A 26,948-nucleotide genomic window follows, 5' to 3' on the forward strand; every position below is an offset into this window, starting at 1 on the left:
ATGAAAGCACTTCACGCGCTCTGCGCCGCGGCCCTGGCCCTGTGCGCCACGGCCGCCGGCGCCGCCGGCACCCTGGACAAGGTCCGCGACAGCGGCAAGCTGACCATCGGCTTCATGGACAGCCGGCCCTTCTCCTACACCGAAGGCGGCAAGGCCGGCGGCTTCGCCATCGCCCTTTGCGAGAAGCTGGCGGACGCGATCAAGGCGCAGCTGAACCTGCCGGCGCTGGCGGTGGATTGGCAAGCGGTCAAGCCCGACGAGGCCTTCAAGGCCGTGGACCAGGGCCGCATCGACCTGCTGTGCGGCGCGGTCCCGAGCCTGGAACGACGGGCGCTGGTCGACTTCTCGATCCCCATCGCCCTGACCGGCACGGGGGCGGCGGTCCGCAGCGATGCGCCGCCGCGGCTGGTGCAGGCGCTGTCCGGGCTGATCCGGCCTGACTGGCCGGTCTGGCGCGGTTCGGCCGACCAGGCGCCGCAGCGGGTGCGGCTCGCGGTGGTGGAGGGCATCCCGCTGGAGGAGGCCCTCGCCTCGACCCTGCGGCAGCGCCGCATCGTGGCCGACATCGTGACGGTGAAAAGTCCCGATGCCGGCCTGCAGCTGCTCGCCTCCCGCGGCGCCGACGCCTTCCTGAACGACCGCTCCTTCCTGGTGGACGCCGTGGCCCGCGACAAGCAGCAGGCCGGCATCCAGGTGCTGGACCGGATCTTCCGGCGCGACGTCGTGGCGCTGGCGGTGCGCCGCAACGACGCCGACTTCCGCCTGCTGGTGGACCGCAGCCTGAGCCAGCTGTACCGCAGCAGCGACATGGTGGCCCTGTACACGAAGTACTTCGGGCCGCCGCCAGCGATGACCCAGGACTTCTTCAATCTCGTCGCCTTGCCCGACTAAGGAGCTGAACATGCAAGCATTGGGTGTCCATAGCGAAGTCGGCAAGCTGCGCACGGTGATGGTGTGCCGCCCCGGCCTGGCCCACCAGCGGCTGACGCCCGGCAACGCGGCGGAACTGCTGTTCGACGACATGTTGTGGGTGCCGGAGGCACAGCGCGACCACTACGACTTCACCATGAAGATGCGCGAGCGCGGCACCGAGGTGCTGGAACTGCACGAGCTGCTCGCCGAAACCATGCGCAACCCGGAGGCGCGTGCTTTCGTGCTGGACCGGCGGCTGACCGTCAACGACGTCGGCTTCGGCGTGAAGGCACTGCGCCCGTGGATGGAGGAGATGCCGGCGGAGCAGCTGGCCGAGCACCTGATCGGCGGCGTGGCAGTGCTCGACGTGCCGAAGAGCGAGTGGTCCTCCATGCTCGAAGAGGCCTATGGCGGCACCGATTTCCTGCTGCCGCCGGTGCCCAACACGCTGTTCCAGCGCGACCCGTCCTGCTGGATCTACGGCGGCGTGACGGTCAATCCCATGTTCTGGCCCGCGCGCGAGCCGGAGACGCTGCTGCAGCGCGCCGTCTACAAGTTCCACCCGCGCTTTGCCGGCGGCGACTTCAAGATCTGGTGGGGCGACTCGGACGAGCACTTCGGCCGGTCCACGCTGGAAGGCGGCGACGTCATGCCGATAGGCCGTGGCGTGGTGCTCATAGGCATGGGCGAGCGCACCACGCGGCAGGCCGTCTACCAGGTGGCGGCGAAGCTGTTCGAGCATGGCGCCGCCACCCGCGTCATCGGCTGCCTGATGCCCAAGAGCCGCGCGGCGATGCACCTGGACACCATCTTCAGCTTCTGCGACCGCGACCTCGTCACCGCCTACCGCGACGTGGCCGACCTGGTGCGCTGTTATTCCTGCCGGCCGGACGGCAAGGGCGGCATCGAGGTGCACCGCGACGAGGGCCACCTGTTCGAGGTGGTGGCCGAGGCGCTGGGTTTCCGCCAGCTGCGCGTGGTGGAAACCGGCGGCAACGCCTGGCAGGCGCAGCGCGAGCAGTGGGACGACGGCAACAACGTCGTCGCCCTGGAGCCGGGCGTCGTCTTCGCCTACGACCGCAACCCCTATACCAACACCCTGCTGCGCAAGGCCGGCGTGGAAGTGATCACCGTGCGCGGCGCCGAACTGGGGCGCGGACGCGGCGGCGGCCATTGCATGACCTGTCCCATCGCGCGCGACGTCGCCTTCTGAACGGGAGTTTCCATGAGCCTCAACCTCCGCAACCGCTCGCTGCTGACCGTGCAGGACTTCACCCAGCGCGAGTTCCGTTACCTGCTGGACCTGGCGCGCGACCTGAAGCGCGCCAAGTACGCGCGCACCGAGCAGAAGCACCTGCTGGACAAGGAGATCTGCCTGATCTTCGAAAAGACCTCCACCCGCACGCGCTGCGCCTTCGAGGTGGCCTGCCACGACCAGGGCGCCAACGTCACCTACCTGGACCCGGCCGGTTCGCAGATCGGCCACAAGGAGTCGTTCAAGGACACGGCGCGGGTGCTGGGCCGCATGTTCGACGCCATCGAGTACCGCGGCGCCGCCCAGGGCGGGGTCGAGACGCTGGCCAAGTACGCCGGCGTGCCGGTGTTCAACGGCCTCACCGACGAATACCACCCGACGCAGATGCTGGCCGACGTGATGACCATGCGCGAATACAGCGACAAGCCGGTCACGCAGATCAAGTACGCCTTCCTCGGCGACACCCGCAACAACATGGGTCACTCGCTGATGATCGTCGGCTGCCTGATGGGCATGGACGTGCGCATCTGCGGGCCGAAGGAGCTGTGGCCGGCCGACGAGTACGTGAAGATCGCCCGCGAGCTGGAGACGCTGTACGGCGCCAAGCTCACGATCACCGACGACCCGAAGGAGGCGGTGAGCGGCGTGGACTTCATCCACACCGACGTCTGGGTGTCGATGGGCGAGCCCAAGGAGGTCTGGAAGGAGCGCATCGCGCTGCTGATGAAGTACCAGGTGAACGCCGCGCTGCTGAAGGCCAGCGGCAACCCCCAGGTGAAGTTCATGCACTGCCTGCCGGCCTTCCACGACACCGAAACCAAGGTGGGCAAGCAGCTGGCCGAGGAGCACGGCATCCCCGACGGCCTGGAGGTGACCGACGAGGTGTTCGAGTCGGAGGCCAACGTCGCCTTCGAGCAGGCGGAAAACCGGCTGCACACCATCAAGGCGATCATGGTCGCCACGCTGGGAGATTGAGGTGTTGGTCGTCACCGCCCTGGGCGGCAACGCCCTCTTGCGCCGTGGCGAGGCCATGACGGCGGAGAACCAGCGCAACAACGTCCGCACCGCGGCGAAGTCGCTGGCGCCCGTCGCCATGGAACACGACCTGGTGGTGGGCCACGGCAACGGCCCGCAGGTGGGGCTGCTGGCGCTGCAGGGCGCGGCCTATACGAAGGTGGAGACCTATCCGCTCGACGTGCTGGGCGCGCAGACGGAGGGCATGATCGGCTACATGATCGAGCAGGAGCTGGGCAACCTGCTGCCTTTCGAGCGGCCCTTCGCCACCCTGCTCACGATGATCGAGGTGGACGCCCAGGATCCGGCCTTTGCGAACCCCACCAAGTTCATCGGCCCGCAGTACGGCAAGGAAGAGGCCGACCGCCTCGCCGCCGAGAAGCAGTGGGCCTTCAAGATGGACGGCGACAAGTGGCGGCGCGTGGTGGCCTCACCGGAGCCGAAGCGCATTTTCGAGCTGCGGCCGATCAAGTGGCTGCTGGAGAAGCACGCGGTGGTCATAGCGGCCGGGGGCGGCGGCATCCCCGCGGTGTACGACGGCGAGAAGCGGCTGCACGGCATCGAGTGCGTGATCGACAAGGACCTGGCCACCGAACTGCTGGCCCGCGACCTCGACGCCGACCTGCTGGTGATGCTGACCGATGCCGACGCGGTCTACGCCGATTGGGGCAAGCCGACGCAGCGGGCGATCCGCCGCGCGACGCCAGATGCGCTGGCCGATTTCTCCTTCGCCGCGGGCTCCATGGGCCCGAAGGTGGACGCCGCCTGCCGCTTCGTCCGCGCCACCGGCCGCAAGGCCGCCATCGGCGCGCTGGACGACCTGCAGCGCATCATCGCCGGCGAGGCGGGGACGACGATCCAGAAGGATGGCGGGATCGAGTATTCGTAGGGTGCGCAGCTTTGCTGCGCACCGCCTACCCTGCTACCAGTGAAACACCGCCGCGATCGCCGGCCCGTTGAAGTTCAAGGTATCGATCACCCGCCCTGACTTCATCCGGTAGTCCACGTAGCGCCACGCCCCGACCACGTCGCCCCAGCCGAAGGAATAGCCGACGCCCGCCATCGCCTGCCAGGTGAGGCTGGAGTCGCCGGTGCCGACGTCCACGTAATAGGGCGCATACCAGCGGCTGCCGGCGCCGAAGGGGACGCGGCCGCGCGCGCCGATGATGGCGTCCCAGTTGGTCTGGCTGGCGTTGCGGTCCCCGCTGCGCTCCTGCAGGGGGATGCTGCCGATGTTGCCGGAGAGCGCGTAACCCAGGTGCGTATCGATGTCCAGCATGCGCGCGCCGAACAGCAGGTCCATGGTGAACGCCGGCGAGGTCGGCACTTTCCACGAGCCCGCCAGCGTGAACAGGTTGCCCTTGAGGCTGTAGTCGATGTCCGCCGCGGCGCCCACGGGCAGCACGCCGCCGATGTTGATGGCGCGGCTGCCGGACTTGGAGCTGCCGAAGTCCACCCGGATGTAGTCGGCGAAGAGCCCCCAGTCCCCCTTGTGCGCCGCGAACTGCGTCATGAAGGCGAACTTCAGGTGGTTCAGCAGCGGGTCGCCGTCGATGGTGACGGTGTCGCTGCCGCCCCCGCCGCCGTTGTCAGGCGGGAAATTGGTGGTTCCGCCGGCGCGCGGGAAGTAGCCGTAGATGGCCAGGTCGAAAGTCCAGGACTGCGCCTGGGCGGCCGGCGCGGCGAGCAGGCAGCAGGGCAGGGCGATGGCAAGGGCGGGCAGCGTGCGCATGGTTGTTCTCCTCGGCAGCACGCGCAGCATGCGCGTCAGGCGGGCGGCGCGCCATCCGGGTGAGGTGCAAGCCACCAGGCTTCAGTGCGCCGCGTCGTCCTCGCCGTAGGAGATGCGCATCAGCACCTCGCGCACCACCTCCATCCGCTCGCCGCCGACCATGCGCTCGTAGTCGCGCTCGATCTGCGAGATGCACTTGTGCATGCGCGTCAGGTAGTCGAGGCCCGTGTCGGTGAACTTGACGAGGAAGGCGCGGCCGTCGGCGCCGTCCGTCTCGCGGCACAGCAGGCCGTCTTCCTCCAGGTCCTTCACGAGCCGGCCCACGGCCTGCTTGGTCACGCCCAGCCGCCGCGCCAGGTCGACGCTGCGCGTGCCTTCGATGTCGATGTAGGGCAGCAGGCGCCCGCGCGCGGCCAGCACGGTCTCGTCGGGACCGCCCATCAGGTCGCCCAGCCGGGCCAGGAAGTCGCGGCGCGCCAGCAGCAGCAGCCGCCCTATGCCTTGGCGGCGGGACGCTTGCAGGGCTTGCAGTCGGGAACGGGTGGCCATGGCTCGACTTTAGCACTTGCAGATAGATGGTAAACAATGTTGACCAATTGGCGGAACCGGCCTAGAGTGGCTGTTCGCGGTCCGGTGTTTTGGCCGCAACGAATAACGGAGACAAGACATGACGCGCCACCGGAAAGTCCTCCATCTCCTCGCTCTGGGCGCCTGCGCCCTGTCGCTCGCTGCGCCGGCCCGGGCGCAGGACCGCTATCCGGTCCAGGCCATCCGCATCGTGGTGCCCTACCCGCCGGGCGGCACCACCGACTTCATCGCCCGCAACTACGCCGACGCGCTGGGCCACGAGCTGGGCCAGGCGGTGGTGGTGGACAACAAGCCGGGCGGCGGCACCAACATCGGCGCCGAGATGGTGGCGCGGGCCAAGCCGGACGGCTACACGCTCCTGTTGGCCAACAACAGCCAGGTGCTGAACCCCGTGTTCGGCCCCAATCCGTCCTTCGAGCTCAGCGCGCTGGAGCCCGTGAGCCTGGTGTCGCGCATCGCCTTCGTGATCGCGGCCAACCCGAAGGTGCCGGTGAACAACCCGGCCGAACTGCTGGCCGCGGCCAAGGCGCAGCCGGGCAAGCTGAGCGTGTCGAGCGCGCAGCTGGACCTCTATGTCGAACTCCTGAACAACAAGGCCGGCATCAAGCTGCTGCACGTGCCCTACAAGGGCGGCGCACCGGCGACCATGGATGCGATCTCGGGCCAGGTGAACATGGTGTTCGCGCTCACGCCGGTGCTGCTGCCGCACATCCAGGCCGGCAAGCTGAAGCCGGTGGCAGTGACCTCGGGCAAGCGCCTCGCGGTGCTGCCGGACGTGCCGACGCTCACCGAGCAGGGCATCGACTACGACATCTCCATCTGGTACGGCGTGATGGCGCCGGCCGGCACGCCCAGGGCAATCGTCGACCGCCTCGCCGCGGCAACGAAGAAGATCATGGCCACGCCGGACATGGTGGCCAAGGTGCGCGGCGCCGGCGCGGAGACCGCGACCAGCAGCCCCGAGGAATTCCAGGCGCAGCTGAAGTCGGAAACGGCGATGTGGCAGCAGACCGCCAAGGTGCTGCCCCACCTGGTGCAGAAGTAAGGACGGGACGATGGCATTCGAGAAAGAGCTGGCCGAATTCGAGGCGCGCCGCAGCAAGGCGCTTGCGATGGGCGGCGAAGGCAAGCTGGCCCAGCGCAAGGCGCAGGGTGTCCTCAACGCCCGCGAGCGCATCGCGCGGCTGGCGGACCCGGGCAGCTTCCTGGAGTCCGGCCTGTTCGGCGTGTCGATCCGCCCGGAGATGCGCGAGAAGTCGCCGGCCGACGGCAAGATCGCCGGCTTCGCCAGGGTCGACGGCCGCGAGGTGGGCATCGTCTCCAACGACTTCACCGTCATGGGCGCGTCCAGCAGCGAGGTCAACACCTCGAAGGTGGGCCACATGAAGAAGGTGGCCACTGCGCGCGGCCTGCCCATGGTGTTCCTCGGCGAATCCACCGGCGCGCGCATGCCCGACGTGATGGGGGCCGCCGCCATCATGGGCGGCGACCGGCCCACGCAGTACCTGCGCAAGCGCGAGACGCCATGGGTGTCGGCCGTGCTGGGGCACTGCTACGGTTCCTCCTCCTGGTATGCGGCGCTGGCCGACTTCTGCGTGATGCGCAAGGGCGCGATCACGGCGGTGTCCAGCATCAAGCTCACCTCGATGGCCATCTCAGAGAAGGTGGACCCGGAAGACCTGGGCGGCTGGAAGCTGCATACCGAAGTGACCGGCATGGTGGACCTGGCGGTGGACACCGACGAAGAGGCGCTGGATGCGATCCGCCGCTTCCTGTCCTACCTCCCCAGCCACCACAAGGAGGCGCCGCCGGTGCGGCCGGTGCCGCCCAATTCCGGCAAGGACGCGCACAAGATCCTGGACATCCTGCCCGAGTCGCGCACCAAGGTGTACGACGTGCGCAAGATCCTCAACCTGGTCTACGACGAGGGCAGCCTGTTCGAGCTGAAGCCGCGCTTCGGCAAGTCGGTGGTGACGGCGCTGGCGCGCCTGGACGGCAAGACCGTGGGCGTGGTGGCCAGCAACCCGATGAACAAGGGCGGCGCCATCGACCCGGACAGCTGCCGCAAGGTCACCAGCTTCCTGGTGCTGTGCGACTCCTTCAACATCCCGCTGGTCTTCATGGTGGACCAGCCGGGCTTCCTGATCGGCATCGAGGGCGAGCGCGCCGGCGCCATCGGCCGCGTGATGAACTGGATGAACGCGCTGTCGCTGGTGAGCGTGCCCAAGATCTCGGTGAACATGCGCAAGTCCTACGGCCAGGCGGTGTTGAACATGGGCGGCGCCGGCAACGCCGACGAGGTCGTGTCCTGGTTCACCGCGGAACTGAACTTCATGGACCCGCGCCATGGCGTGACGGTGGTGCACGGCATCACCGAGCAGGACGACCCGGCGCGCTACCAGGAATTGCTGGTGGAGATGGCCAAGGACACCTCCGCCTACGACGCGGCCGCCACCAACGCGGTGCACGCGGTGATCGACCCGCGCGAGACGCGCGACTACCTGATCCGCGTGCTCGACGTGCACCGCATGCGGCTTTCCAACGGCGTCGGCGAGCACCTGATGCGCACCTGGCCCACCAGCTACTGAGATGAAACCCGACCCGCAAAGCGCACCGCCTGCGACCCATCCGGCGGCCGCCGAACTCGACGTCCGCCGCGCCGCGGCACTGCAGATGGGTGGGCCCGAAGGCCTGGCGAAGCAGGCCTCCCTCGGCAAGCTCACCGCCCGCGAGCGCATAGACCGCCTGCTCGATGCAGGATCGTTCAGCGAGATGGGCATGCTGGCGGGCAAGGGACGCTACGACGAACACGGGGCCTTCGTCTCCTTCTCCCCGGCCAACGCCGTCATGGGCGCGGGCCAGGTCCAGGGGCGGCGCGTGGTGGTGTCCGCGGACGACTTCACCATCCGCGGCGGATCCTCGGAGTCGACGGTGTCCGACAAGTGGATCTACGCCGAGCGCTATGCGCACCAGATGCGCCTGCCGCTGGTGCGGCTGGTGGAGACCGCCGGCGGCAGCATCCGCATCCTGGAGCAGAACCAGTCGACCAAGATCCCGGGCTACCCGTCCTGGCCCTGGATGCCGCTGCTGGCGCAGTCGCCCGTGGTCGGCGTCGCGCTGGGCGCCTGCGCGGGCCTCGGTGCCATCAAGGTCGGCATGTCCCATTTCTCCGTCATGGTGAAGGGCATGGCGCAGCTCTTCGCCGGTGGGCCGCCGGTGGTGCAGCGCGGGATCGGCGAGGAAATCCACAAGGAGGACCTGGGTGGCGCCGCGGTGCACACGCGCCTGAGCGGCATCGTGACCAACGCGGCCGAAAGCGAAGACGATGCCTTCGCGCAGGTGCGCCGCTTCCTGTCCTTCATGCCGGCCAACGTGTGGAGCGTGCCGGAGCGCGCAGCCCGGGCGGACGATCCGCGCCGTGCCGACGAGTGGCTGGACCAGGCGATCCCGCTGGACACGCGCAAGGTCTTCGACGTCCGCAAGATCCTCAAGTCGGTGTTCGACCAGGACTCGCTGTTCGAACTGGGGCGCGGCTTCGGTGCTTCCACGCTGACCATGCTGGGGCGGCTGGACGGCTGCGCGGTCGGCATCCTCGCCAACGACCCGCGCGTGATGGGCGGCGCGCTCACCTCGCAGGCGGCGCGCAAGCTGGAACGCTTCGTCGACGTCTGCGACACCTTCCACCTGCCGATCGTCAACTTCGTCGACCAGCCCGGCGTGATGTTCGGCAGCGAAGCGGAGAAAGCCGGCACGCTGGGCGCGGCGATCGGCGCGGTCGCCGCCATCGAGCAGTCGCGCGTGCCCTGGTGCGCCATCATCCTGCGCCGCTCCTTCGGCGTCGGTGGCCAGATGCACGGGCCGCAGCACGGCCCCGACGGCTACGCGCTGCTGCACCGCTTCGCCTGGCCCACCGCGCGCTGGGGCTCCATCCCGGTCGAGGGCGGCGTGGCGGCCGCCTACAAGCGCGAACTGGCCGAAGCGGGGGACCCGCGCGAGCGGCAGGACGAACTCGAGGCGTACTACCAGCAACTGAGCTCGCCCTTCCGCACGGCGGAGCGCTTCGGGGTCATCGACGTCATCAAGCCGCGCGAAACGCGCGCGCTGCTGTGCGACTGGGTGCAGGACGCCTACGGCGTCACCCAGGGGCAGACCGGCATCCGTACCCGCACCTTCCGCTAGCAGGAGACCTTCGTGAAATCACTCAAACGCATCGCGGTCGCCGCCCTGGCGGTCGCCGCCTGCGCCTGGCTGCCGGCCGCCCAGGCGCAGGCCTGGAAGCCGACCAAGCCGGTCGAATTCGCCGTGGGGGCCGGCCCCGGCGGGGCGCTGGACCAGGTGGCGCGGACACTCAAGAACATCACCGACCAGCAGAACACGATCCCCACCCCGATGATCGTGACCGACCGCCCCGCGGGCGGCGGCGTGGTGGCCTTGAGCGGACTCAGGCAGCACCATGGCGACGCGCACTACCTCGCTTCCTGGTCGCAACAGTGGCTGACCAACTACGTGATCGGTGACTGGAAGGAGTCGCCGACAGCGGAGTACACCACGCTCGCGATCCTGTTCAGCGAATACGTGGGACTGGCCGTGCGTGCGGACTCGCCCCTGAAGAACGCCAACGACCTGGTCGCCAAGCTGAAGGCGGACCCCACATCGGTCAGCGTCGCGATCGCCACGGCGCTCGGCAATCACATCCACATCGGCGCGGCCAAGCCGCTGCTGGCCGCCGGCGTGGACGTTGCCAGGATGACGGTCGTGCCCTTCAAGTCCTCGGCCGAATCGGTGACCGCGCTGCTGGGCGGCCACGTGGACGTCGTCGCCGCCACGACCGCCAACCTGGTGGGCCAGGTCGAAGCGGGCAAGATCCGGCTGCTGGCGATCTCTTCGCCCAAGCGGCTGGGCGGCGTGTTCGCCCAGGTGCCGACCTGGAAGGAGCAGGGCATCGATGCGGAATTCGCCTCGATGCAGGGGATCATGGCGCCGCTGGGCCTGACGCCGGCGCAGCACGAATACTGGACCGAGACCCTCACGCGCGCCACGGCCACGCCGGAATGGGCCGCCTTCTGCCAGCGCAACCAGTGGGCGCCGCGCCTGATCACCGGGCCGGAGGCGCAGCGTTTCGCGGAGGAGCAGCTGGTCGAAATGCGCGCGATCCTGCGCGAACTCCACCTCGCGAAGCAATAGGCAGGGACATGATGAAGCAGGATGACAAGGTGAATGGCGGACCGCTGCGCGGCCACCGGGTGGTGGAACTGTGTTCGACGATCGCCGGGCCGGTGTGCGCGCGGCTGCTCGCCGACTTCGGCGCCGAGGTGATCAAGATCGAGTCGCGCGAGGGCGATCCCGGCCGCAACTTCGGCGCGCAAGTGGAGGGCGTGTCCCTCTACGGCAGCTCCATGTACCGCAATAAGCGCGCGATCGTGCTGGACCTGAAGACGCCCGAAGGCCGCGACATCGCGCTGAAGCTGCTGGACAAGGCCGACGTGCTGGTGGAGAACTTCCGCCCCGGCGTGCTGGACCGCCTCGGGCTCGGCGAGGCCGTGCTGCGCGAGCGCAATCCCGGCCTGGTCACGGTGCGCATCAGCGGTTATGGCCAGACCGGCCCCTACCGGGACCTGCCCGGCTACGGCGCGATCTGCGAGGCCGTGGCCGGCGTGCGCCACATGACGGGCGACCCCGACCGGCCGCCGGCGCGCTGCGCCTTGCCCACCACCGACTACCTGACCGCGGTCTACGCGGCCTTCGGCACGATGATGGCGCTGTACGAGCGCACCCGCAGCGGCAAGGGCCAGATGATCGACGTGGCGCTGTACGAAAGCGCCTTCTCGCAGATGGAGGAGGTCGTCACGGCCTACGAGCCCACCGGCAGCGTCCCGATGCGCCAGGGACCGCGGCTGATGAACACCGCGCCGAACAGCCTCTATCCCACCAGCGACGAGCACTGGGTGCTGATCGCGGCCAACAACGACGCCATCTTCCGCCGCCTCGCCGCGATCATGGGGCATCGGGAATGGGCGACCGACCCGCGCTACGCCACCCAGCGGGCCCGCGGCGAGCGGGTGCAGGAGGTCGACGACCTGGTGAGCGCCTGGACGCGCGAGCGCAGCGCCGCCGAGGTGCGGCGCTTGCTGGACGAGGCCGAGGTGCCGGTCGCCCCGGTCTACACCATCGCCGACATCTTCGAGGACCAGCACTACCGCGCCCGCGAGATGCTGATGCGCATCCCGCATCCGAAGCTGGGCGAGGTGACGATGGCCGGCGTGGTGCCGAAGCTGTCGCGGACGCCGGGGCAGGTGGTGAAGGCGGGTCCCGGCGTCGGCGAAGACACGCGCGAGGTGCTGGTGCAGGACCTCGGCCTGAGCGCCGCGGAGGTCGACCGGCTCGAGCGCGCGGGCGCCGTCTGGTGCGGCGCCGGCGAGCACCCCATGCCGGCCTCCAGCCAGGCCGCGGCCGGTTGAAGCGGGAGGGCCCATGTTCCACAAAGTCATGGTCGCCAACCGCGGCGCGGTCGCCGCGCGGGTGCTGCGGGCGCTGAAGTCGCTCGGCATCCGCAGCGTGGCCGTCTACTCCGAAGCGGATGCCGGCCTGCCCTATCTCGCGCTCGCCGACGAGACCTGTGCCATCGGCGAGTCCGATCCCCGCGCCAGCTACCTCAACGCCGACCGCCTGCTGGAAGTGCTGCGCGAGAGCGGCGCCGACGGCGTGCATCCCGGCTACGGCTTCCTTTCCGAAAACGCTTCGTTCGCCGAGCGCGTCATGGCCAGTGGCGCCGGGTTCATCGGCCCCAGCCCGCGCTGGATCGCAGCGATGGGCCACAAGACGCGGGCGCGCGACTTGATGGCAATGCATGGCATGCCCATGGGCAAGAGCTCGGCGCTGCTGGACGAAGACGAGGCCCGCACCCTGGCCGAGGCCGCAGGCGTGGGCTACCCGGTGCTGGTGAAGCCCGCAGGCGGCGGCGGCGGCATCGGCATGCTGCCCGCCCGCAATGGCGAGGAACTGCTGAAGGCCGTGGCCCAGGCGCGCTCGCTCGCGCAGCGCAGCTTCGGCAACGCGGAGCTGTACCTGGAGCGGCTGGTGGAGCGTCCGCGCCACGTCGAATTCCAGGTGCTGGCGGACCGGCACGGCAACGTGCGCCACCTGTTCGAGCGCGATTGCTCGGTGCAGCGCCGGCACCAGAAGGTGATCGAGGAAGCGGGCGCGCCGCGCATCCCGCGCGCGCAGCTGGCGGAAACCGCCGCCACCATCACTGGCATCCTGGCGAAGCTGGGTTACGACGTGATCGGCACGGTGGAGACGCTGTACGACCCGGCCGCCGGCGGCTTCGGCTTCCTGGAGATGAACACGCGGCTGCAGGTGGAACACGCGGTGACCGAGGAGGTGACGGGCATCGACCTCGTCGCTTCGCAGGTGCGGCTGGCCTGGGGCGAGCGGCTGGACGCCGTGCTGCCCCCGGAAATCGCCATGAACGGCCACGCCGTCGAAGCGCGCGTCTACGCCGAGGACCCGGTGCGCTTCTTCCCCTCGCCGGGCCTGCTGTCCACGCTGGAACTGCCGCAGGGCGAAGGCATCCGCGTGGAGACCGGCTATGCCCAGGGCTGCCGCGTCACCCCGTTCTACGACCCGATGATCGCGAAGGTGATCGCGCGCGGCGCCACGCGCAGCGAGGCCATCGCGCGGCTGGACGCCGCGCTGGAAGCCACCCTGGTCCAGGGCGTGAAGAGCAACATCCCTTTCGTCCGGCAGGTGCTGGCGAGTCCCGAATTCCAGGCCGGCGACGTCCACACGGGCCTGGGCGCAGAAGTGTTGGCACGCGCCAAGGCCGCCGCCTTGGCCACCGCATGAGGAGAACAGTGAACATGGCACGCATTGAAGTGAAGGCCGAAGTGACCGGCAAGGTGTGGAAGATCCTCGTCCCCGTGGGCGCCCGCGTGGACGCGGACGAGCCGGTGATGGTGGTCGAGTCCATGAAGATGGAGATCCCCGTCATCAGCGAGGAAGGCGGCACGGTCGTCGAATTGCGCGTGGGCGAGGGCGAGGCCGTCGAGGACGGGCAGGTCGTCGCGATCGTGGAGCGCTGAGCCATGGGCGCCCTGCCGGCGCCGGGCATGGTCCTGCCGCCGCTGGACAAGCCGCGCTGGACGCCGGCGCACATCGTGCGCTGGATGGCCGCGCAGCAGAACTGGGACCGCATCCATTTCGACCAGGCCTTCTGCCGCGACTTCGCGCGGCTGGAGCAGCCGGTGGTCAATGGCGCGCTGAAGCAGCACCTGATCATGCAGTTCCTGGCGCAGGCCTGCCCCGGCAGCTGGCCCTGGCGCGTGGACTACCAGTTCCGCGGGCCCGACTCCGTGGGGCAGAAGTTGCAGGTGCGCGGCACGGCCGGCGCGAGCCATCGCGTGGATGGCCGCACCTTGCTGGAAGTGGACGTGCAGATCGCCAACCTCGACCGCGACGAGACGACCACCCGCGGCCGCGCGGTGTTGGTGCTGCCTGACGATGATCGCTGCCCGGTGCTCGATGCGCTGGGCTTCGAGGGCGCGCCCGGCATGGCGCTGCCGCACGACGCCGAAGAGCCTGGCCCCGGCACGCTGGAGCAGGCCCGCGCCATGCTGGGCCAGGAACTGGAGCGCCGCGAGTCCGCTTACCCGCTGGACCTGAGCCGGTTGCGCTTGTTCGCGGACGCGGTGATGGACCCCGACCCCGTGCATTTCGACCCTGCCGCGCCTTCGCCTTGGGGCGGCGTGGTGGCGCCGCCGCTGTTCCCCCTGCACGGGTTGGAAGCTTTGCCTGGGAGCTATCCCCTGGGCGAGGACGCGATGGCGCAGGGCCGCGAAGGCGTCAACGAAGTCGGCCGCGACCTGGCGCCGCGCTTCGGCCTGTCCGCGGCCGGTGGCATGAATGCGGGCAACCGCGTGCAGGTGCATTCGCTGGCGCGCCCGGGCGAGCGCATCTGCGTGCGCAGCGTGCTGGCAGGCGCTCACAAGCGCAGCGGCCCGCGCGGCGGCGAGATGGTGTTCTTCGAAAGCCTCAACGCCTACACCGAGGCCGGTGGCCGGCCGCTGCTGACCGAGCGGCAGGCGGTGGTCGTGCGCCTGCTGGCGGGCGCCTAGCCCTTGCGCTTGCGGGCCTGCGAGCGGGTGCGTTCCACCACTTCGGCCAGCGCCGAGATTTCCGAGGCGTGCTGGGCCGCGATGCGGTCCAGGTAGGCCCGGCCTTCCGGCGTCAGGTGCACCTCGACGAAGCGGCCATCGAATTCGTGCGGGCGCCGCTGCACCAGCCCCAGTTCCTCGCAGCGGGTGGCCAGGGCGGCGGCCGAGTGGTGCTGGGTCTGCAGGCGCTCGGCCAGCTCGCCGATGGTGGCCCAGTCGCGGTCCTGGAAGCCCTGGGTGTGCAGCAGCAGCTGGTACTGCTGGCTCGTGATGCCGGCGTCGCGGGCGGCGTCCTCGCTGAAGCGCAGGAAGCGGCGCAGCTGGTAGCGGAACAGCGAAAGCTGCTCGAGGCGGGGCTTGTCCAGGGGTTCGGTGGCGGAAGTCAATGCAGTGCTCCAGCTGCAACCATAGCGCAAACCAGATATATCACGGCACGATATAATTAGGATCCGCACTTCCCCTCACGCGCGTCCGGCCCCCGGGCGCCTTGCCTGCCCGTTTCCGCATGTCCCACGCTCATCGAGGCGACTTCGCCGTCAACGCCCGCCTCCTCCGGATCACCCTGCTGGCCGCCATCATCGGCGCGGCCAGCACCGTCGCGGCCCTGGTTCTGCTGGACCTGATCCGCCTGTTCACCAACCTGTTCTTCTTCCAGACCTTCTCGATCGCCGACCGCTCGCCGGCGGAGCACACGCTGGGCGCGTGGGTGATCGTGGTGCCAGTGATCGGCGGCATCCTGGTGGGCCTGATGGCGCGCTTCGGCTCCGACAAGATCCGCGGCCACGGCATCCCGGAGGCGATCGAGGCCATCCTGTTCGGCAAGAGCAAGATGTCGGCGAAGGTCGCGGTGCTGAAGCCGCTGTCCTCCGGCATCGTCATCGGCAGCGGCGGCCCGTTCGGCGCCGAGGGCCCGATCATCATGACGGGCGGGGCGATCGGCTCGCTATTGGCCCAGCACTTCCACATGACGGCCGCCGAGCGCAAGGCGCTGCTGGTGGCGGGCGCGACGGCCGGCATGACGGCCGTCTTCGGCACGCCGGTGGCGGCGGTGCTGCTGGCGGTGGAACTGCTGCTGTTCGAACTGCGCCCGCGCAGCCTGCTGCCGGTGGCCATCGCCTGCGCGGCGGCGGGCTTCTGCCGGCCTTTCCTGATCGGCTCCGGGCCGCTGTTCCCGCTGCAGACGGCGGACGTCGCCGGCGTCACGCTGCTGTGGTGCGTGGTGGCCGGCATCTGCTCGGGCGCGCTCTCGGCGGCGCTGTCCCTCTCGCTGTACAAGGTGGAAGACCTGTTCAGCAAGCTGCCGGTGCACTGGATGTGGTGGCCGGCGCTCGGCGGCGTCGCGGTGGGCATCGGCGGCTACCTGCAGCCGCGCGCCCTGGGCGTCGGCTACGACGTGATCGGTGACCTGCTGCACAACCACCTCGCCCTGGGCGTGGCCCTGGCCTTGCTGGCGGTGAAGGCGGTGATCTGGGTGATCGCGCTCGGCTCCGGCACCTCGGGCGGCGTGCTGGCGCCGCTGCTGATGATGGGCGCGGGCCTCGGCGTGGTGCTGAGCCACCTGTTCCCGGGCTCGGACCCGGCCCTGTGGCCGCTGGTCTGCATGGCGGCAACCCTGGGCGGAACGATGCGCGCGCCGTTGATGGCGGCGGTGTTCGCCTTCGGCCTGACGCACGACGTCAACGCGCTGCTGCCCCTGCTGGCCACCTGCGCGACGTCCTATGGCTTCACGGTGCTGACCATGAAGCGCTCGATCCTCACGGAGAAGATCGCGCGGCGCGGCTATCACATCTACCGAGAGTACGGTGTCGATCCGCTGGAGCGGCATTTCGTCGAGGAGATCATGACGGCGTCGGTCATGGCGATCGACGCCTCCACCTCGGTCGACGCTGCGATGCGCGACTTCTTCGGCCCGCACCAGGCGCACCGCGGTTTCCCGGTGGTGCAAGACGGCAAGCTGCTGGGCGTGGTCGATCGGCAGATGCTGGCGAGTGCGGCCAGTGATCGCACCATGGGCGAACTGTGCGAAGGCATGCAGCCCGAAGTGGCCTTCGTCCATGAGAACTGCCGCACCGTCGCCACGCGCCTGGCCCGCCATCGCCTGGAGCGCCTGCCGGTGGTGCAGGACGCGAGCTCGCTGCAGCTGGTGGGCATCGTCACGCGCAGCGACCTGATCAAGCCTTCGCTGATCCACTTCGACGAGGAAGAGAAGCGGGAGCGGCTGGTGGGGCTGTCCTGGCGGTCGGAACCCTAAGCCATCGCCTTCCACACCCCATCGAAAGCCTCCACGAAAGCCTTCTCCGCCACCGACATCGGCCGGTAGCGGTTGCGCAGGATGTGCACGGCCAGCTTCTCGGAAGACTGGAAGGGCCGCACCTCCAGGCCAGCCAGCAGCCCGCCGGCGATGGACACCTGGTCCACCACCGCGACGCCCACGCCCGCCTGCGCGAACCAGCAGGCGGTGTTCGATGAGGTGACCTGGAAGTCCAGGTGCATCTTCTCCGCCGCCGGCCCGAAGGCGCGGCGCAAGGTCTGGCCGAAGGGCGTGCTCTCGGGCGAGGAGATGACGCGCTCGCCCGCCAGGTCCGCGGGCCGGATCAGCTTGCGCTGGGCCAGCGGGTGCTCCTTGCGCATCACGCAGGCCAGCCCGCACTGGTAGCTCTTGACGATGGCGATGTTGGGGTGTTCGTGCGGCAGCAGCGCGACGCCCAGGTGCGTGGAGCGATCCAGCAGCGCGTCGTTGAGCGTCTCGGGCGGGTACACCGTCATGCGGGACTGCAGCCGCGGGATCTTCTCGTACAGCTTCGCCACCGTGCGCGACATGATGTACGGCGCCAGGCTGGCCGAGCAAACGAGCTGCAGCCGCGCGCGCGCCGGCTGCGACAGCTCGCGCGAATAGTCGCGCACCTTTTCCACGCCGCGCCAGAGCTGGTCGATCTCCGCATACAGCTGGTGCGCTTCCGGCGTCGGGATCAGCCGGCCCTTGACCCGTTCGAACAGCACGATGCCGCTCGCCTTGGCCGCCTGCGCCAGCACCTTGCTGATGGCCGGCGGCGAAACGTGCAGCAGCTGCGCCGCGCTGTTGACGCCGCCCGAGAACATGACGGCCCGAAAGACTTCCATCTGCCGCAGGTTCATGGCGCTCCCAAGGTGTTAACCGCAGTTTAACGGGGAGGGCTTTCTTTTCAATGGACGGCCCCGGGCGCCTCACCGAATAATCGGCCCCAGACGCCCGTTAACCACGGTGGCGGGCGCAGCTGGAGACAAGCCATGCCCCGTTCCCTCAACCGCCGCCAGTTCGCTGGCGCCGTCGCCGCGGCCACCGTGCCGCTCGCCTTCCCGGCACTCGCGCAGACGCGTCCGCTGACGATCTACCTGACTGTGCCGCCGGGTACTTCGTCGGACACGCTGGCCCGCCTGCTGGGCGACCGCCTGCGCGTGAAGCTGAATCGCACGGTGCTGGTGGAGCCCAAGTCCGGCGCCGGCGGCCTGGTCGCCATCCAGGCGCTGAAACTGCAGCCCGCCGAAGGCGACTACCTGATGATGGCGCCCAATTCCGCCGTCTCGCTGCTGCCGCTGTTCTCCACCAAGCCTACCTTCGATTTCGAGAAGGACCTGCAGGCCGTCGTGGAATGCGCCGCCGCGCCGATGGCCTTCACGGTGAACCCTGCGTCCGGCGTGAATACGCTGGCCGAATATTTCGACAGCGTGCGCAAGAACGGCAAGCTGGGATCCATCGGCGTGCCCAGCCCCGTGAGCATGGGCGCGCTGGTGATCCACCAGCTGGGCAAGCAGCTGAACCTGCCGCTGCAGGCCATCGCCTACCGTGGCGGCTCGCCGTTGCTCACCGACCTGCTGGGCAACCAGATCCCCTGCAGCGGTTCCATCCTGCCGGACTACCTGGAGCAGCACCGCGCGGGCAAGCTGAAGATTCTGGCGCACGCGAGCGAGACGCGTTCGCCGCTGGCCCCCGAGATTCCGACGATCACCGAGGCCGGCTATCCAGGCTATGTGGCGCTGACGTCCTTCGGCCTGTTTGCGAAGGCAGGCACGTCCACGCAGCTGGCCAACGACTACGCGGCGATCGTCACCGAGGCGCTGGCTTCGGCGCCCATCGTCGAGGCGCTGCACAAGATGGGCCTGGTGCCGGTGGGCGGCACGCCGGCGGAGTTCCACCGCAAGGTGCTGGCCGACCGCGCACGCTGGGCGCCGGTCATCAAGGACGCCGGCATCAAGATGGACGCATGACATGACCGACGCAGAGAAGCGCATCACGGCCATCGGCCTCACGCCGGAGAACAGGAGCGGCATGCAGTACCGCCACGTCGGCCGTTCCGGCCTGGTGGCCTCGGCCATAGGCGTCGGCTGCTTTCCTTTCGGCGGCTTCGTCAGCGTGCCGGACACCTGCAAGGTGGTGGACCAGGCGCTGGACCTGGGCATCAATTACTTCGACACGGCCAACAGCTACGGCATCGGCAAGTCGGAAGAGGCGCTGGGCGCCGCGCTGGAAGGCGGCAAGCGGCAGAAGGCGCTGGTCGCCACCAAGTTCGGCAACCGCTGGGGCGACGGCCCCAACGACGCCGGCGCCTCGCGCATGGCCGTCATCAACGCCTGCGAGGCCAGCCTCAAGCGCCTGAAGACCGACTACATCGACCTCTACCAGCTGCACTGGCCGGACCACGCGACGCCCATCGAGGAGACGCTGCGCGCGCTGGACGACCTGGTGCGCGCCGGCAAGGTGCGCTACATCGGCTGCTCCAACATGTTCGCGTGGGAGCTGCTGGAGGCCCTGCACGCGTCCGAAAAGCATGGCTGGGGCAGCTTCATCTCCGCCCAGGACCACTACAGCCTGCTGTACCGCGACATCGAGAAGCGCTTCGAGCCTTTCTGCGTCAAGTACGGCATCGGCATGACGCACTACTTCCCGCTCGCCAGCGGCATGCTGTCCGGCGCCTACACCCGCGACAGCATCACGCCTGGGACGCGCCAGGCCAACAACCCCAACACGGCGGCCTGGCAGTCGGACCGCAACTGGGGCGTGCAGGAAAAGCTGCTGGCCTTCGCCCGCGAGCGGGGCTGGACCCTGCCGCAGATGTCGCTGGCCTGGCTGCTGCAGCGGCCCGCGACCTTCACCGTCATCGCCGGCGCCGACCGCCCGGAGCACCTGCGCGAGAACGTCAAGGCGCTGGACGTGCGCTTCACCGCTGAAGACCTGGTCGCGATCGACCGCATCACGCTGGTGGACGAAGACCGCAGCGTCGCGCCGCCCTACCGCCAGCTGCGCCCGGAGAAGGTGCACGAATTCGAAACCATCCAGCGCGTCCGCGCCGGCGCGCCGAGCCGGGCCGCGCACTGATCACCCGAGGAAATTGAGCATGCTGACCGTCCACAACCCCATGGGCTACCCGCCCAAGATCACCCGCAAGCAACCGGCAGCACGCCCCAGCACCCTGGACGGCAAGACCGTCTACCTGATCGACACCCGCTTCGACGACGGCGTCGAGCTGCTGAAGCAGGTGCAGGCCTGGTTCGGCCGCAAGATGCCCGGCGTGCAGACCAGGCTGGTGCAGCTGGCCAGCTACTACGGCAAGGACGACCCCGAGCTGTGGACGCAGATCCGCGACGCCGGCGGCGTTGCCGTCATCGGCGTTGGCCACTGCAGTACCTGCGCACCGGCAACGTCCACGCACGCGATCACGCTGGAGACGCAGTACGGCGTGCCCACGGTCGCCGTGCACACCGAGAAGTTCGTGAAGGTGGTGCAGTCGGTCACCCGCATGGGCGGCCTGCCGCAGGCGCCGCTGGTCTTCGTGCCGCAGCCCGTCATGGGCAAGAGCGAAGCGGAGCTGCGCGCCTACGTCGAAGGCAACGACCCGTACACCGGCAAGCCGGTGATGCAGGAAATCATCGACGGCCTCACCAAGGGCCTGGCGGCAGCGAAGGAAGAGCCTTACGACCGCAGCACGCCGCGCCTGTGCGAGCCGGACACCGAAGACAATCTCCGTGCGCTGTTCGAACGCAACTGCTGGACCGACTTCCTGCCCATCGTGCTGCCCACCGAGGAGCGCGTACAGGCCATGCTGCGCGGCACCAGCCGCAAGCCCGATGAAGTGGTCGGCCGCATGCAGCCCACCGAGAACCGCGGGCTGTGGGAATACACCGTGGAAAAGGTCGCCGTGAACGCCGTGATGGCGGGCGCGAAGCCGGAGTATTTCCCCGTGATCCTGGCGTTGGCGTCCACCGGCCTGTCGGCGCGCGGCAGCACCTCGTCGTCCGCCGCCGTCATGAGCGTGGTGAACGGCCCGATCCGCCACGAGATCGGCATGAACTGCGGCATCGGCGCGATGGGGCCGTACAACCACGCCAACGCCACCATCGGCCGCGCCTACAGCCTGCTGTCGCAGAACCTGCAGGGCGGCTCGGTGCCCGGCGAGACCTTCATGGGCTCCACCGGCAACAACTACTGCTACAACGGCATCACCTACGCCGAGAACGAGGAGCGCTCGCCCTGGGAGCCGCTGCACGTGCAGAAGGGCTTCGACAAGAGCGCGAGCACGGTCACCGTGTTCCACGGCTGCCGCTCCACCACCTTCGGCCTGGGCCTGCGCAAGGAGTACTGGAAGGAGCACGTCAAGGACATGCTGCTGGGCACCGACGCGCTGACGCCGCCGGTGCTGGTGCTGGACCCGATCACGGCGCGCCAGTTCATAGACCGCGGCGGCTTCGACACCAAGGCGAAGCTCATTCGCTGGCTGCACGAGACGGCGGAGATGCCTGCTGCGCGCTACTGGGACCTGCAGTTGATCCAGAACTACGTTTACACGCGCGCCACTTTCGGCGGCCATCCGAAGACGAAGTACCTGAACGTGGCGCATGACGCGCCGGTGCGCATCTTCGAAGAGGAAGACATCCACGTGGTGGTGGCCGGCGGCGAGTCCAACGGCTACTGGCAGATGTACGGCGCCCGCCACAAGGCCACCGTCAACATCGACGAATGGCGCTGAGCATGCTGGAGACCGACATCGCGATCGTCGGCGCCGGTGCGGCCGGCCTGTCCGCCGCGGCCGCAGCCGCGAAGCAGGGGCTGCAGGTGCTGGTGGTCGAGCGCATGGGCGCGGGCGGGCAGGTGATGAACGTCGAGCGCATCACCAACTTCCCCGGCCACGCGGAAATCTCGGGCTTCGAGCTGGGCCCGCTGCTGCAGGAAGAAGCGGAGGAGGCGGGCGCACAGTTCCTGCTGGACACCGTGCAAAGCCTGCAGCCGGAAGACGGCAGGCTGGTGCTGCGCTGCGAAGGCGAGACGGTGCGTGCGCGCGCCGTCATCGTGGCCGCCGGCTCGGCGCGCCGCAAGCTGCACGTCACCGGCGAGGAGGAGCTGGAAGGGCGCGGCGTCTCGCACTGCGCGTCCTGCGACGGCCCGCTGTTCCGCGGCGACGCGGTGTGCGTGGTGGGCGGCGGCGATTCCGCCTTCGGTGAAGCCATCGTGCTGGCGGGCCATGCGGCGCGCGTGACGCTGGTGTTCCGCGAAGCGCAGCCGCATGCGCAGGCGCAACTGGTCGCCGATGCTGCTGCGGATCCGAAGATCGAACTGCTGGCCGGCGCCGAGGTGCTGGAGATCACGGGCGAGCAAGGCGTGCAGGCGGTGCGCGTGCGCACCGCGGTTGGCGTGCGCGAGATCCCGGTACAGGGCGTGTTCGTCTACGCCGGCCTTCAGGCCGACGGCGGCTTCCTGGCCGGTGGTGTGGAGCGCGACGGCGAAGGCCGGATCAAGACCGATGAGGCGCATCGCACTTCGCTTCCCGGCGTGTTTGCCGCCGGCGACATCCGCAGCGGCGTGCCCTGCCTGCTGGCCGACTGCGCCGCGGACGGCGTGGCAGCCGCACGCGCGGCCGTGCAGTTCCTGCGCGCATAAGAACGACAAGGAGACCAGACATGAACCATCGCGACAAGCTCAAGGCCCTGCTGGGCCTGGCCGCGCTGCCGCTCGCCGGCCGCGTCGCCGCGCAAGACTTCCCCGTTCCCGGCAAGGCGATCCGCGTCGTCGTGGGCTTTCCCGCCGGCGGCGGCACCGACCTGCAGGCGCGCCAGGTGGTGCAGCGCCTCGGCCCGCTGTTGAACAACGCGCCCATCGTCATCGACAACAAGCCCGGCGCCGGCACCATGCTGGCGGCGATGGAGGTGCAGAAGGCCGCGCCCGACGGCCACACGCTGCTGTATACGCCGTCCTCCACCCTGGCGCAGCTGCCGCACACGCTGGCCGTGGTCAAGTACGACCCGTTCAAGGATTTCACGCCGGTGTCGCTCGGCGCGCTGGGCCCGCTGGTGCTGGTGCTGCACAAGTCGATCCCGGCGCAGAGCGTGCGCGAGCTGGTGGCCTATTGCAAGGCGCACCCGGGCCAGATCAACTACGTGTCGCAAGGCATCGGAACCTCGTCGCACATGTACGGCGAAATCTTCGCCCGGCAGGCCGGCATCGACATCGTGCACGTGCCTTACAAGGGCGCGAACGACGTCGCCAAGGACTTCATCACCGGCCGCGTGCACATGCAGTTCGCGTCCTCGTCGGCCGCGGTGGCGCTGGCCAAGACCGGCGAAGTGCGCATGCTGGCCGTGGTCTCGGCCAAGCGCAGCCCGCTGTTCCCCGACCTGCCGACCATGGGCGAACAAGGCGTGAGCGGCGTCGACATCGACAGCTGGGTGGGCTGGTTCGGCCCGGCCGGCATGGCGCCATCGACGGTGAAGCGCCTCAACGAGGCCATCAACCAGGTGCTGAAGCTGCCGCAGCTGCGCGAGGAGTACAAGCAGGGCGGCGCCGAGGCGCAGGGCTCGACGCCGGAGCAGTTCGCCGGCATCGTGCACGGAACCTACGACCAGTGGGGCAGCATGCTGCAGAAGATCGGGTTCACGAAGCTCTGAGCCCGGCTCAGGCCGTCCACAGCAGGCCGGCAGCCGCCAGGCCCATGAGGACGGTCGTGGCCCAGCCCAGGACGCGCATGGCACGGCCGATGGTGAAATCGCCCATCAGCGCCTTGTTCGTCGCCAGCAGCATCAGCGCGGCGAGCACGGGCACCGAGACCAGCCCGTTCAGGATGGCGGTGACCACCAGGGCGTGCATCGGGTTGATGTGCGACAGGGCGATGCAGATGCCGATCACCGAGGCCAGCGCGATCGTGCCGTAGAAGCGTGGTGCCGCCGCGGCCGTGCGCTCCAGGCCGCGGCGCCAGGCGAAGCACTCCGCCAGCGCGTAGCCCGCGCTGCCCGCCAGCACCGGGATCGCCAGCAGGCCGGTGCCGACGATGCCCAGCGTGAACAGCAGGAAAGCCCAGTGGCCGGCGAAGGGCTGCAGCGCCTGCGCGGCCTGCGCCGCGGTGTCGATGTGGCGGATGCCGTGCGGCGCCAGCGCCAGCCCGGAGGTGAGGATGATGAAGAAGCCGACGGTGTTGGAGGCGCCCATGCCCAGCAAGGTGTCGGCCCGCATGTCGCCCAGCTGCTTGCGCGCCTGCTCCGGCGCGCACTTCACCGGCTGTTCGTCGGGCGCGGCGCGCTGCTCTTCGACTTCCTGTGCCGATTGCCAGAAGAAGAGATAGGGGCTGATGGTGGTGCCCAGCACCGCGACCAGCATGCTGCAGAAATCGCGCGTCGGGCTCAGGTGCGGCAGCAGCGTGGCGCGCAGCACCTCGCCCCAGGGCACGTGCAGGCTGAAGGCCGTGGCCACATAGGCGAACAGGGAGATGGTCAGCCACTTCAGCCAGTTGACGTAGCGCGAGTAGGGCACGAACACCTGCAGCAGCAGCGACAGCACGCCGAAGCCCAGCGCGTAGACGGCCTTCTCGCCGGGGAACAGCAGCACCGCGGCCTCGCCCATGGCGGCCAGGTCGGCGCCGATGTTGATGGCATTGACCAGGAACAGCAGCAGCAGCAGCGGCACCAGCAGCCAGCGCGGCATCAGCTTGGCCAGGTTGGCGGCGAGGCCGCGGCCGGTGACGCGGCCCACCTGCGCGCTGGCGATCTGCACCACGGACATCAGCGGGAAGGTGAACAGCATCACCCACAGCATGCCGGTGCCGAACAGCGCGCCGGCCTGCGCATAGGTCGCGATGCCGCTGGGGTCGTCGTCGGACGCGCCAGTGACCAGGCCGGGGCCGATCCAGTTGCGGGCCGGCGGCGGGGCGGTGGTGCTGGCGTCCATGCGTCCAGCATGGCAGAGCCGTGCGCGGTGCGGCCCTCGGCGCGGGCAGGCCCGCATGCGGGAAAACGCCGCACCGGTGCGTAGGCGAACAGGCATCATGGCGGCAATGAGTTCCGCCGCCTACACCCGCGTCGACCAGCTGCTGCCCTACGAGCAGGAGCTGGTAGCCATCCGCCGCCACCTGCACCAGCATCCCGAGCTTGCCTTCGCCGAGCACGGCACTTCGGACTTCGTGGCCGGCAAGCTGCAGGAGTGGGGCTACGAGGTCACGCGCGGCATCGCCGGCACGGGCCTCGTCGGCACCTTGAAGCTGGGCGACGGCCCGCGCCGGCTGGGCCTGCGCGCCGACATGGACGCGCTTCCCATCCAGGAGGCCACGGGCGCCGGGCACGCCAGCCTCACGCCGGGCCGTATGCACGCCTGCGGCCACGACGGCCACATGACCATGCTGCTCGGCGCGGCCCGCTACCTGGCGCGCCGTCGCAGCTTCTCCGGGACCTTGAACCTGGTCTTCCAGCCTGCGGAGGAGCGCGGCTTCGGCAGCGGCGGCAAGGTGATGGTGGAGGCCGGCCTGTTCGAGCGCTTTCCCTGCGATGCGGTCTATGCCATGCACAACCACCCGGGCGCACCGCAAGGGCGCTTCCTGATGCGCAGCGGCCCCTTCACGGCGGCCGGCGACCGGGTCTTCGTCAAGATCTTCGGCGTGGGCGGCCATGCGGCGCGCCCGCACCTGTCCGTGGATCCGTTGGTGGCCGCGGCCGCCATCGTGATGAGCCTGCAGACCGTGGTGGCGCGCAACGTGGACCCGGCGGAGTCGGCGGTGGTCACGGTCGGCCGCCTGCGGGCCGGCGACGCGCTGAACGTGATCCCGTCCGAGGCCGACCTCGGTATCAGCGTGCGCTCTTATTCACCGCAAGTGCGCGCGCTGCTCAAGGAACGCATCACCGCGCTCATCAACGGCATCGCCGAGGCCCACGGCACGCGCGCGGAAATCGACTACATCGAAGGTTATCCCGTGCTGGTCAACGCGCCCGAAGCGGTGGCGCTCGCAGCCGAAGTGGCACGGGACCTGGTGGGCGACGAAGCGGTCGACGTGGACTTCCCGGCCTCCATGGGCAGCGAAGACTTCGCCTATATGTTGCAGCGCTGCCCCGGCGCGCTCGTGCGCATCGGCAACGGACCCGCCGACGGCGGCCGCGGGCTGCACAACGCGCGCTACGACTTCAACGACAGCAACCTGCCTTACGGCGCAGCTTTCTGGAGCCAGCTGGCTGAACGTTTCCTTCGTTGAGCGATTACGGTTTAGGTACGTCGCCTAGTCGGCACGCTCCGTGAGAAATATTATTTGCGCCAATGCGCGATGGGCGCCGTGCGGACGGCTCAGGCGTGCGTGCCTGATGCATCATGGACACATGCAATCCATCAAGGTCATCCTCGCCGATGACCACGACCTGGTCCGCACCGGCATCAAGGCCGTGCTGCTCGCCATTCCGGGCGTCGAGGTGGTCGGGGAGGCACGCGATGGCGAACAGCTTCTGGCCTTGCTCGAGCGCGTGCGACCCGACGTCGTGGTCACCGACATTTCCATGCCGGGCATCGACGGCATCAGCGCCATTGCGCGCATCCACCAGCGGCATCCCGAGCTGCCGGTGCTCATGCTGTCGATGTACGAGACGCCGGACTTCATCCGGCGCGCCGTTGCTGCCGGGGCGCGCGGCTACGTGCCCAAGGGCGCGTCGGCGCAGGAACTGGAGCAGGCGCTGCGCTCCGTGGTCAGCTCCGGCTCCTATTTCAGCCGTGCCGTCACCCAGCAGCTGCTGAAGCCGGCGGAGACGCCGCCCACCGAGCTGCTGACCGATCGGCAGCTGGAGATCCTGCGGATGATGGCGCAAGGCAAGTCGTCCAAGGAGATCGGCTTCGACCTGGGCCTGAGCTCCAAGACGGTGGACGCGCACCGCGCCCGCATCATGGGCCGGCTGGGCATCGGCGACCTCGCCAGCCTCACGCTGTACGCCGTGCGCAAGGGCCTGGTCGCGCTCTGAGCGGAAACGAAAAGAGGGGATTGCGCCCCTCTTTCGCGTGGATCGCCCCTGCGGCCGGGCCCGCAGA

General features: G+C 69.2%; 25 protein-coding genes. 20 read left to right on the forward strand and 5 right to left on the reverse strand.

Annotated elements, in window-relative coordinates:
• The 4 genes from HHL11_RS06375 to arcC are packed head-to-tail and all read left to right on the forward strand — an operon-like array spanning window position 1 to window position 4,070.
• Window positions 1-891 (forward strand): amino acid ABC transporter substrate-binding protein, encoded by an 891-nt coding sequence (locus tag HHL11_RS06375; protein WP_169417579.1) that lies wholly within the window; start codon window positions 1-3, stop codon window positions 889-891.
• Window positions 892-901: 10 nt separating this feature from the next.
• On the forward strand, window positions 902-2,125 hold the full coding sequence (locus tag HHL11_RS06380; protein ID WP_169417580.1) for an arginine deiminase: 1,224 nt from the start codon (window positions 902-904) through the stop codon (window positions 2,123-2,125).
• A 12-nt stretch (window positions 2,126-2,137) separates the two neighbouring features.
• A complete protein-coding gene (locus HHL11_RS06385) occupies window positions 2,138-3,142 on the forward strand; it encodes an ornithine carbamoyltransferase (protein ID WP_169417581.1) in 1,005 nt (334 codons plus the stop codon).
• A gap of 1 nt (window position 3,143) precedes the next feature.
• Complete coding sequence (arcC, locus tag HHL11_RS06390; protein ID WP_169417582.1) at window positions 3,144-4,070, forward strand: carbamate kinase; 927 nt, start codon at window positions 3,144-3,146, stop codon at window positions 4,068-4,070.
• Between the two features lie 33 nt (window positions 4,071-4,103).
• Here the strand turns inward: arcC and HHL11_RS06395 are convergent, their stop codons facing one another.
• Window positions 4,104-4,913, reverse strand: a complete 810-nt coding sequence (locus HHL11_RS06395; RefSeq protein ID WP_169417583.1) for a hypothetical protein — start codon at window positions 4,911-4,913, stop codon at window positions 4,104-4,106.
• 81 nt (window positions 4,914-4,994) lie between these two features.
• Window positions 4,995-5,462, reverse strand: a complete 468-nt coding sequence (locus HHL11_RS06400; RefSeq protein WP_169417584.1) for a MarR family winged helix-turn-helix transcriptional regulator — start codon at window positions 5,460-5,462, stop codon at window positions 4,995-4,997.
• 118 nt (window positions 5,463-5,580) lie between these two features.
• Between HHL11_RS06400 and HHL11_RS06405 the strand changes: the two genes are divergently transcribed.
• The 8 genes from HHL11_RS06405 to HHL11_RS06440 are packed head-to-tail and all read left to right on the forward strand — an operon-like array spanning window position 5,581 to window position 14,614.
• Window positions 5,581-6,546, forward strand: coding sequence for a Bug family tripartite tricarboxylate transporter substrate binding protein (locus HHL11_RS06405; RefSeq protein WP_169417585.1), 966 nt, complete (start codon window positions 5,581-5,583; stop codon window positions 6,544-6,546).
• 10 nt (window positions 6,547-6,556) lie between these two features.
• Entirely contained in the window at window positions 6,557-8,089 is a 1,533-nt protein-coding gene (locus HHL11_RS06410; RefSeq protein ID WP_169417586.1) for an acyl-CoA carboxylase subunit beta, read from the forward strand.
• 1 nt (window position 8,090) lies between these two features.
• Window positions 8,091-9,680 carry an acyl-CoA carboxylase subunit beta gene (locus tag HHL11_RS06415; protein WP_169417587.1) on the forward strand — a complete coding sequence of 530 codons (1,590 nt, stop codon included), beginning with the start codon at window positions 8,091-8,093 and terminating at the stop codon, window positions 9,678-9,680.
• A gap of 12 nt (window positions 9,681-9,692) precedes the next feature.
• Complete coding sequence (locus HHL11_RS06420) at window positions 9,693-10,685, forward strand: tripartite tricarboxylate transporter substrate-binding protein (RefSeq protein ID WP_169417588.1); 993 nt, start codon at window positions 9,693-9,695, stop codon at window positions 10,683-10,685.
• An 8-nt stretch (window positions 10,686-10,693) separates the two neighbouring features.
• Window positions 10,694-11,959, forward strand: a complete 1,266-nt coding sequence (locus HHL11_RS06425) for a CaiB/BaiF CoA transferase family protein (RefSeq protein WP_205964216.1) — start codon at window positions 10,694-10,696, stop codon at window positions 11,957-11,959.
• Window positions 11,960-11,972: 13 nt separating this feature from the next.
• Complete coding sequence (locus HHL11_RS06430; protein ID WP_169417589.1) at window positions 11,973-13,346, forward strand: acetyl-CoA carboxylase biotin carboxylase subunit; 1,374 nt, start codon at window positions 11,973-11,975, stop codon at window positions 13,344-13,346.
• A 14-nt stretch (window positions 13,347-13,360) separates the two neighbouring features.
• Window positions 13,361-13,582 carry an acyl-CoA carboxylase biotin carboxyl carrier protein subunit gene (locus HHL11_RS06435; RefSeq protein ID WP_169417590.1) on the forward strand — a complete coding sequence of 74 codons (222 nt, stop codon included), beginning with the start codon at window positions 13,361-13,363 and terminating at the stop codon, window positions 13,580-13,582.
• Window positions 13,583-13,585: 3 nt separating this feature from the next.
• A complete protein-coding gene (locus HHL11_RS06440; protein ID WP_169417591.1) occupies window positions 13,586-14,614 on the forward strand; it encodes an FAS1-like dehydratase domain-containing protein in 1,029 nt (342 codons plus the stop codon).
• Here the strand turns inward: HHL11_RS06440 and HHL11_RS06445 are convergent.
• Window positions 14,611-15,039, reverse strand: coding sequence for a MarR family winged helix-turn-helix transcriptional regulator (locus HHL11_RS06445; RefSeq protein WP_169417592.1), 429 nt, complete (start codon window positions 15,037-15,039; stop codon window positions 14,611-14,613). The genes HHL11_RS06440 and HHL11_RS06445 overlap by 4 nt on opposite strands.
• 119 nt (window positions 15,040-15,158) lie before the next feature.
• Here HHL11_RS06445 and HHL11_RS06450 point away from each other — a divergent pair, with 119 nt between their 5' ends.
• Entirely contained in the window at window positions 15,159-16,904 is a 1,746-nt protein-coding gene (locus HHL11_RS06450; RefSeq protein WP_169417593.1) for a chloride channel protein, read from the forward strand.
• Here HHL11_RS06450 and HHL11_RS06455 read toward each other — a convergent pair.
• Window positions 16,901-17,788: a LysR family transcriptional regulator gene (locus HHL11_RS06455; RefSeq protein WP_169417594.1), complete on the reverse strand. Its 888-nt coding sequence runs from the start codon at window positions 17,786-17,788 to the stop codon at window positions 16,901-16,903. The two genes, HHL11_RS06450 and HHL11_RS06455, sit on opposite strands and share 4 nt — an antisense overlap.
• A 132-nt stretch (window positions 17,789-17,920) precedes the next feature.
• On the opposite strand from HHL11_RS06455, the gene HHL11_RS06460 reads away from it, so the two are divergent.
• The 5 genes from HHL11_RS06460 to HHL11_RS06480 are packed head-to-tail and all read left to right on the forward strand — an operon-like array spanning window position 17,921 to window position 23,566.
• A complete protein-coding gene (locus tag HHL11_RS06460; RefSeq protein WP_169417595.1) occupies window positions 17,921-18,898 on the forward strand; it encodes a tripartite tricarboxylate transporter substrate-binding protein in 978 nt (325 codons plus the stop codon).
• A 1-nt stretch (window position 18,899) separates the two neighbouring features.
• Window positions 18,900-20,006: an aldo/keto reductase gene (locus HHL11_RS06465; RefSeq protein ID WP_169417596.1), complete on the forward strand. Its 1,107-nt coding sequence runs from the start codon at window positions 18,900-18,902 to the stop codon at window positions 20,004-20,006.
• A gap of 19 nt (window positions 20,007-20,025) precedes the next feature.
• On the forward strand, window positions 20,026-21,654 hold the full coding sequence (locus HHL11_RS06470) for a UGSC family (seleno)protein (RefSeq protein ID WP_169417597.1): 1,629 nt from the start codon (window positions 20,026-20,028) through the stop codon (window positions 21,652-21,654).
• Window positions 21,645-22,562 carry an NAD(P)/FAD-dependent oxidoreductase gene (locus HHL11_RS06475; protein ID WP_169417598.1) on the forward strand — a complete coding sequence of 306 codons (918 nt, stop codon included), beginning with the start codon at window positions 21,645-21,647 and terminating at the stop codon, window positions 22,560-22,562. Before HHL11_RS06470 ends, HHL11_RS06475 begins: the two co-directional genes overlap by 10 nt.
• Before the next feature lie 20 nt (window positions 22,563-22,582).
• The gene (locus tag HHL11_RS06480) at window positions 22,583-23,566 is read left to right on the forward strand and encodes a Bug family tripartite tricarboxylate transporter substrate binding protein (protein ID WP_169417599.1); all 984 of its coding nucleotides are present in this window, start codon (window positions 22,583-22,585) and stop codon (window positions 23,564-23,566) included.
• 7 nt (window positions 23,567-23,573) lie between these two features.
• Here HHL11_RS06480 and HHL11_RS06485 read toward each other — a convergent pair whose 3' ends face one another.
• A complete protein-coding gene (locus tag HHL11_RS06485; protein WP_169417600.1) occupies window positions 23,574-24,839 on the reverse strand; it encodes an NRAMP family divalent metal transporter in 1,266 nt (421 codons plus the stop codon).
• Between the two features lie 106 nt (window positions 24,840-24,945).
• Here HHL11_RS06485 and HHL11_RS06490 point away from each other — a divergent pair, with 106 nt between their 5' ends.
• The gene (locus tag HHL11_RS06490) at window positions 24,946-26,130 is read left to right on the forward strand and encodes a M20 aminoacylase family protein (RefSeq protein WP_169417601.1); all 1,185 of its coding nucleotides are present in this window, start codon (window positions 24,946-24,948) and stop codon (window positions 26,128-26,130) included.
• A gap of 121 nt (window positions 26,131-26,251) precedes the next feature.
• Window positions 26,252-26,881, forward strand: a complete 630-nt coding sequence (locus HHL11_RS06495) for a response regulator (RefSeq protein WP_169417602.1) — start codon at window positions 26,252-26,254, stop codon at window positions 26,879-26,881.
• Window positions 26,882-26,948 lie beyond the last annotated feature (67 nt).

The sequence above is a fragment of the Ramlibacter agri genome (assembly GCF_012927085.1).
Classification (GTDB): Bacteria; Pseudomonadota; Gammaproteobacteria; order Burkholderiales; family Burkholderiaceae_C; genus Ramlibacter; species Ramlibacter agri.

Excerpts from the sequence above, each read along its gene's own strand:
- HHL11_RS06375 (WP_169417579.1), top strand. The coding sequence starts at position 1 with ATGAAAGCACTTCACGCGCTCTGCGCCGCGGCCCTGGCCCTGTGCGCC.
- HHL11_RS06380 (WP_169417580.1), top strand. The coding sequence starts at position 902 with ATGCAAGCATTGGGTGTCCATAGCGAAGTCGGCAAGCTGCGCACGGTG.
- HHL11_RS06385 (WP_169417581.1), top strand. The coding sequence starts at position 2,138 with ATGAGCCTCAACCTCCGCAACCGCTCGCTGCTGACCGTGCAGGACTTC.
- HHL11_RS06395 (WP_169417583.1), bottom strand. The coding sequence starts at position 4,913 with ATGCGCACGCTGCCCGCCCTTGCCATCGCCCTGCCCTGCTGCCTGCTC.
- HHL11_RS06400 (WP_169417584.1), bottom strand. The coding sequence starts at position 5,462 with ATGGCCACCCGTTCCCGACTGCAAGCCCTGCAAGCGTCCCGCCGCCAA.
- HHL11_RS06405 (WP_169417585.1), top strand. The coding sequence starts at position 5,581 with ATGACGCGCCACCGGAAAGTCCTCCATCTCCTCGCTCTGGGCGCCTGC.
- HHL11_RS06410 (WP_169417586.1), top strand. The coding sequence starts at position 6,557 with ATGGCATTCGAGAAAGAGCTGGCCGAATTCGAGGCGCGCCGCAGCAAG.
- HHL11_RS06415 (WP_169417587.1), top strand. The coding sequence starts at position 8,091 with ATGAAACCCGACCCGCAAAGCGCACCGCCTGCGACCCATCCGGCGGCC.
- HHL11_RS06425 (WP_205964216.1), top strand. The coding sequence starts at position 10,694 with ATGATGAAGCAGGATGACAAGGTGAATGGCGGACCGCTGCGCGGCCAC.
- HHL11_RS06430 (WP_169417589.1), top strand. The coding sequence starts at position 11,973 with ATGTTCCACAAAGTCATGGTCGCCAACCGCGGCGCGGTCGCCGCGCGG.
- HHL11_RS06435 (WP_169417590.1), top strand. The coding sequence starts at position 13,361 with ATGGCACGCATTGAAGTGAAGGCCGAAGTGACCGGCAAGGTGTGGAAG.
- HHL11_RS06440 (WP_169417591.1), top strand. The coding sequence starts at position 13,586 with ATGGGCGCCCTGCCGGCGCCGGGCATGGTCCTGCCGCCGCTGGACAAG.
- HHL11_RS06450 (WP_169417593.1), top strand. The coding sequence starts at position 15,159 with ATGTCCCACGCTCATCGAGGCGACTTCGCCGTCAACGCCCGCCTCCTC.
- HHL11_RS06455 (WP_169417594.1), bottom strand. The coding sequence starts at position 17,788 with ATGAACCTGCGGCAGATGGAAGTCTTTCGGGCCGTCATGTTCTCGGGC.
- HHL11_RS06460 (WP_169417595.1), top strand. The coding sequence starts at position 17,921 with ATGCCCCGTTCCCTCAACCGCCGCCAGTTCGCTGGCGCCGTCGCCGCG.
- HHL11_RS06465 (WP_169417596.1), top strand. The coding sequence starts at position 18,900 with ATGACCGACGCAGAGAAGCGCATCACGGCCATCGGCCTCACGCCGGAG.
- HHL11_RS06470 (WP_169417597.1), top strand. The coding sequence starts at position 20,026 with ATGCTGACCGTCCACAACCCCATGGGCTACCCGCCCAAGATCACCCGC.
- HHL11_RS06475 (WP_169417598.1), top strand. The coding sequence starts at position 21,645 with ATGGCGCTGAGCATGCTGGAGACCGACATCGCGATCGTCGGCGCCGGT.
- HHL11_RS06480 (WP_169417599.1), top strand. The coding sequence starts at position 22,583 with ATGAACCATCGCGACAAGCTCAAGGCCCTGCTGGGCCTGGCCGCGCTG.
- HHL11_RS06485 (WP_169417600.1), bottom strand. The coding sequence starts at position 24,839 with ATGGACGCCAGCACCACCGCCCCGCCGCCGGCCCGCAACTGGATCGGC.
- HHL11_RS06490 (WP_169417601.1), top strand. The coding sequence starts at position 24,946 with ATGAGTTCCGCCGCCTACACCCGCGTCGACCAGCTGCTGCCCTACGAG.
- HHL11_RS06495 (WP_169417602.1), top strand. The coding sequence starts at position 26,252 with ATGCAATCCATCAAGGTCATCCTCGCCGATGACCACGACCTGGTCCGC.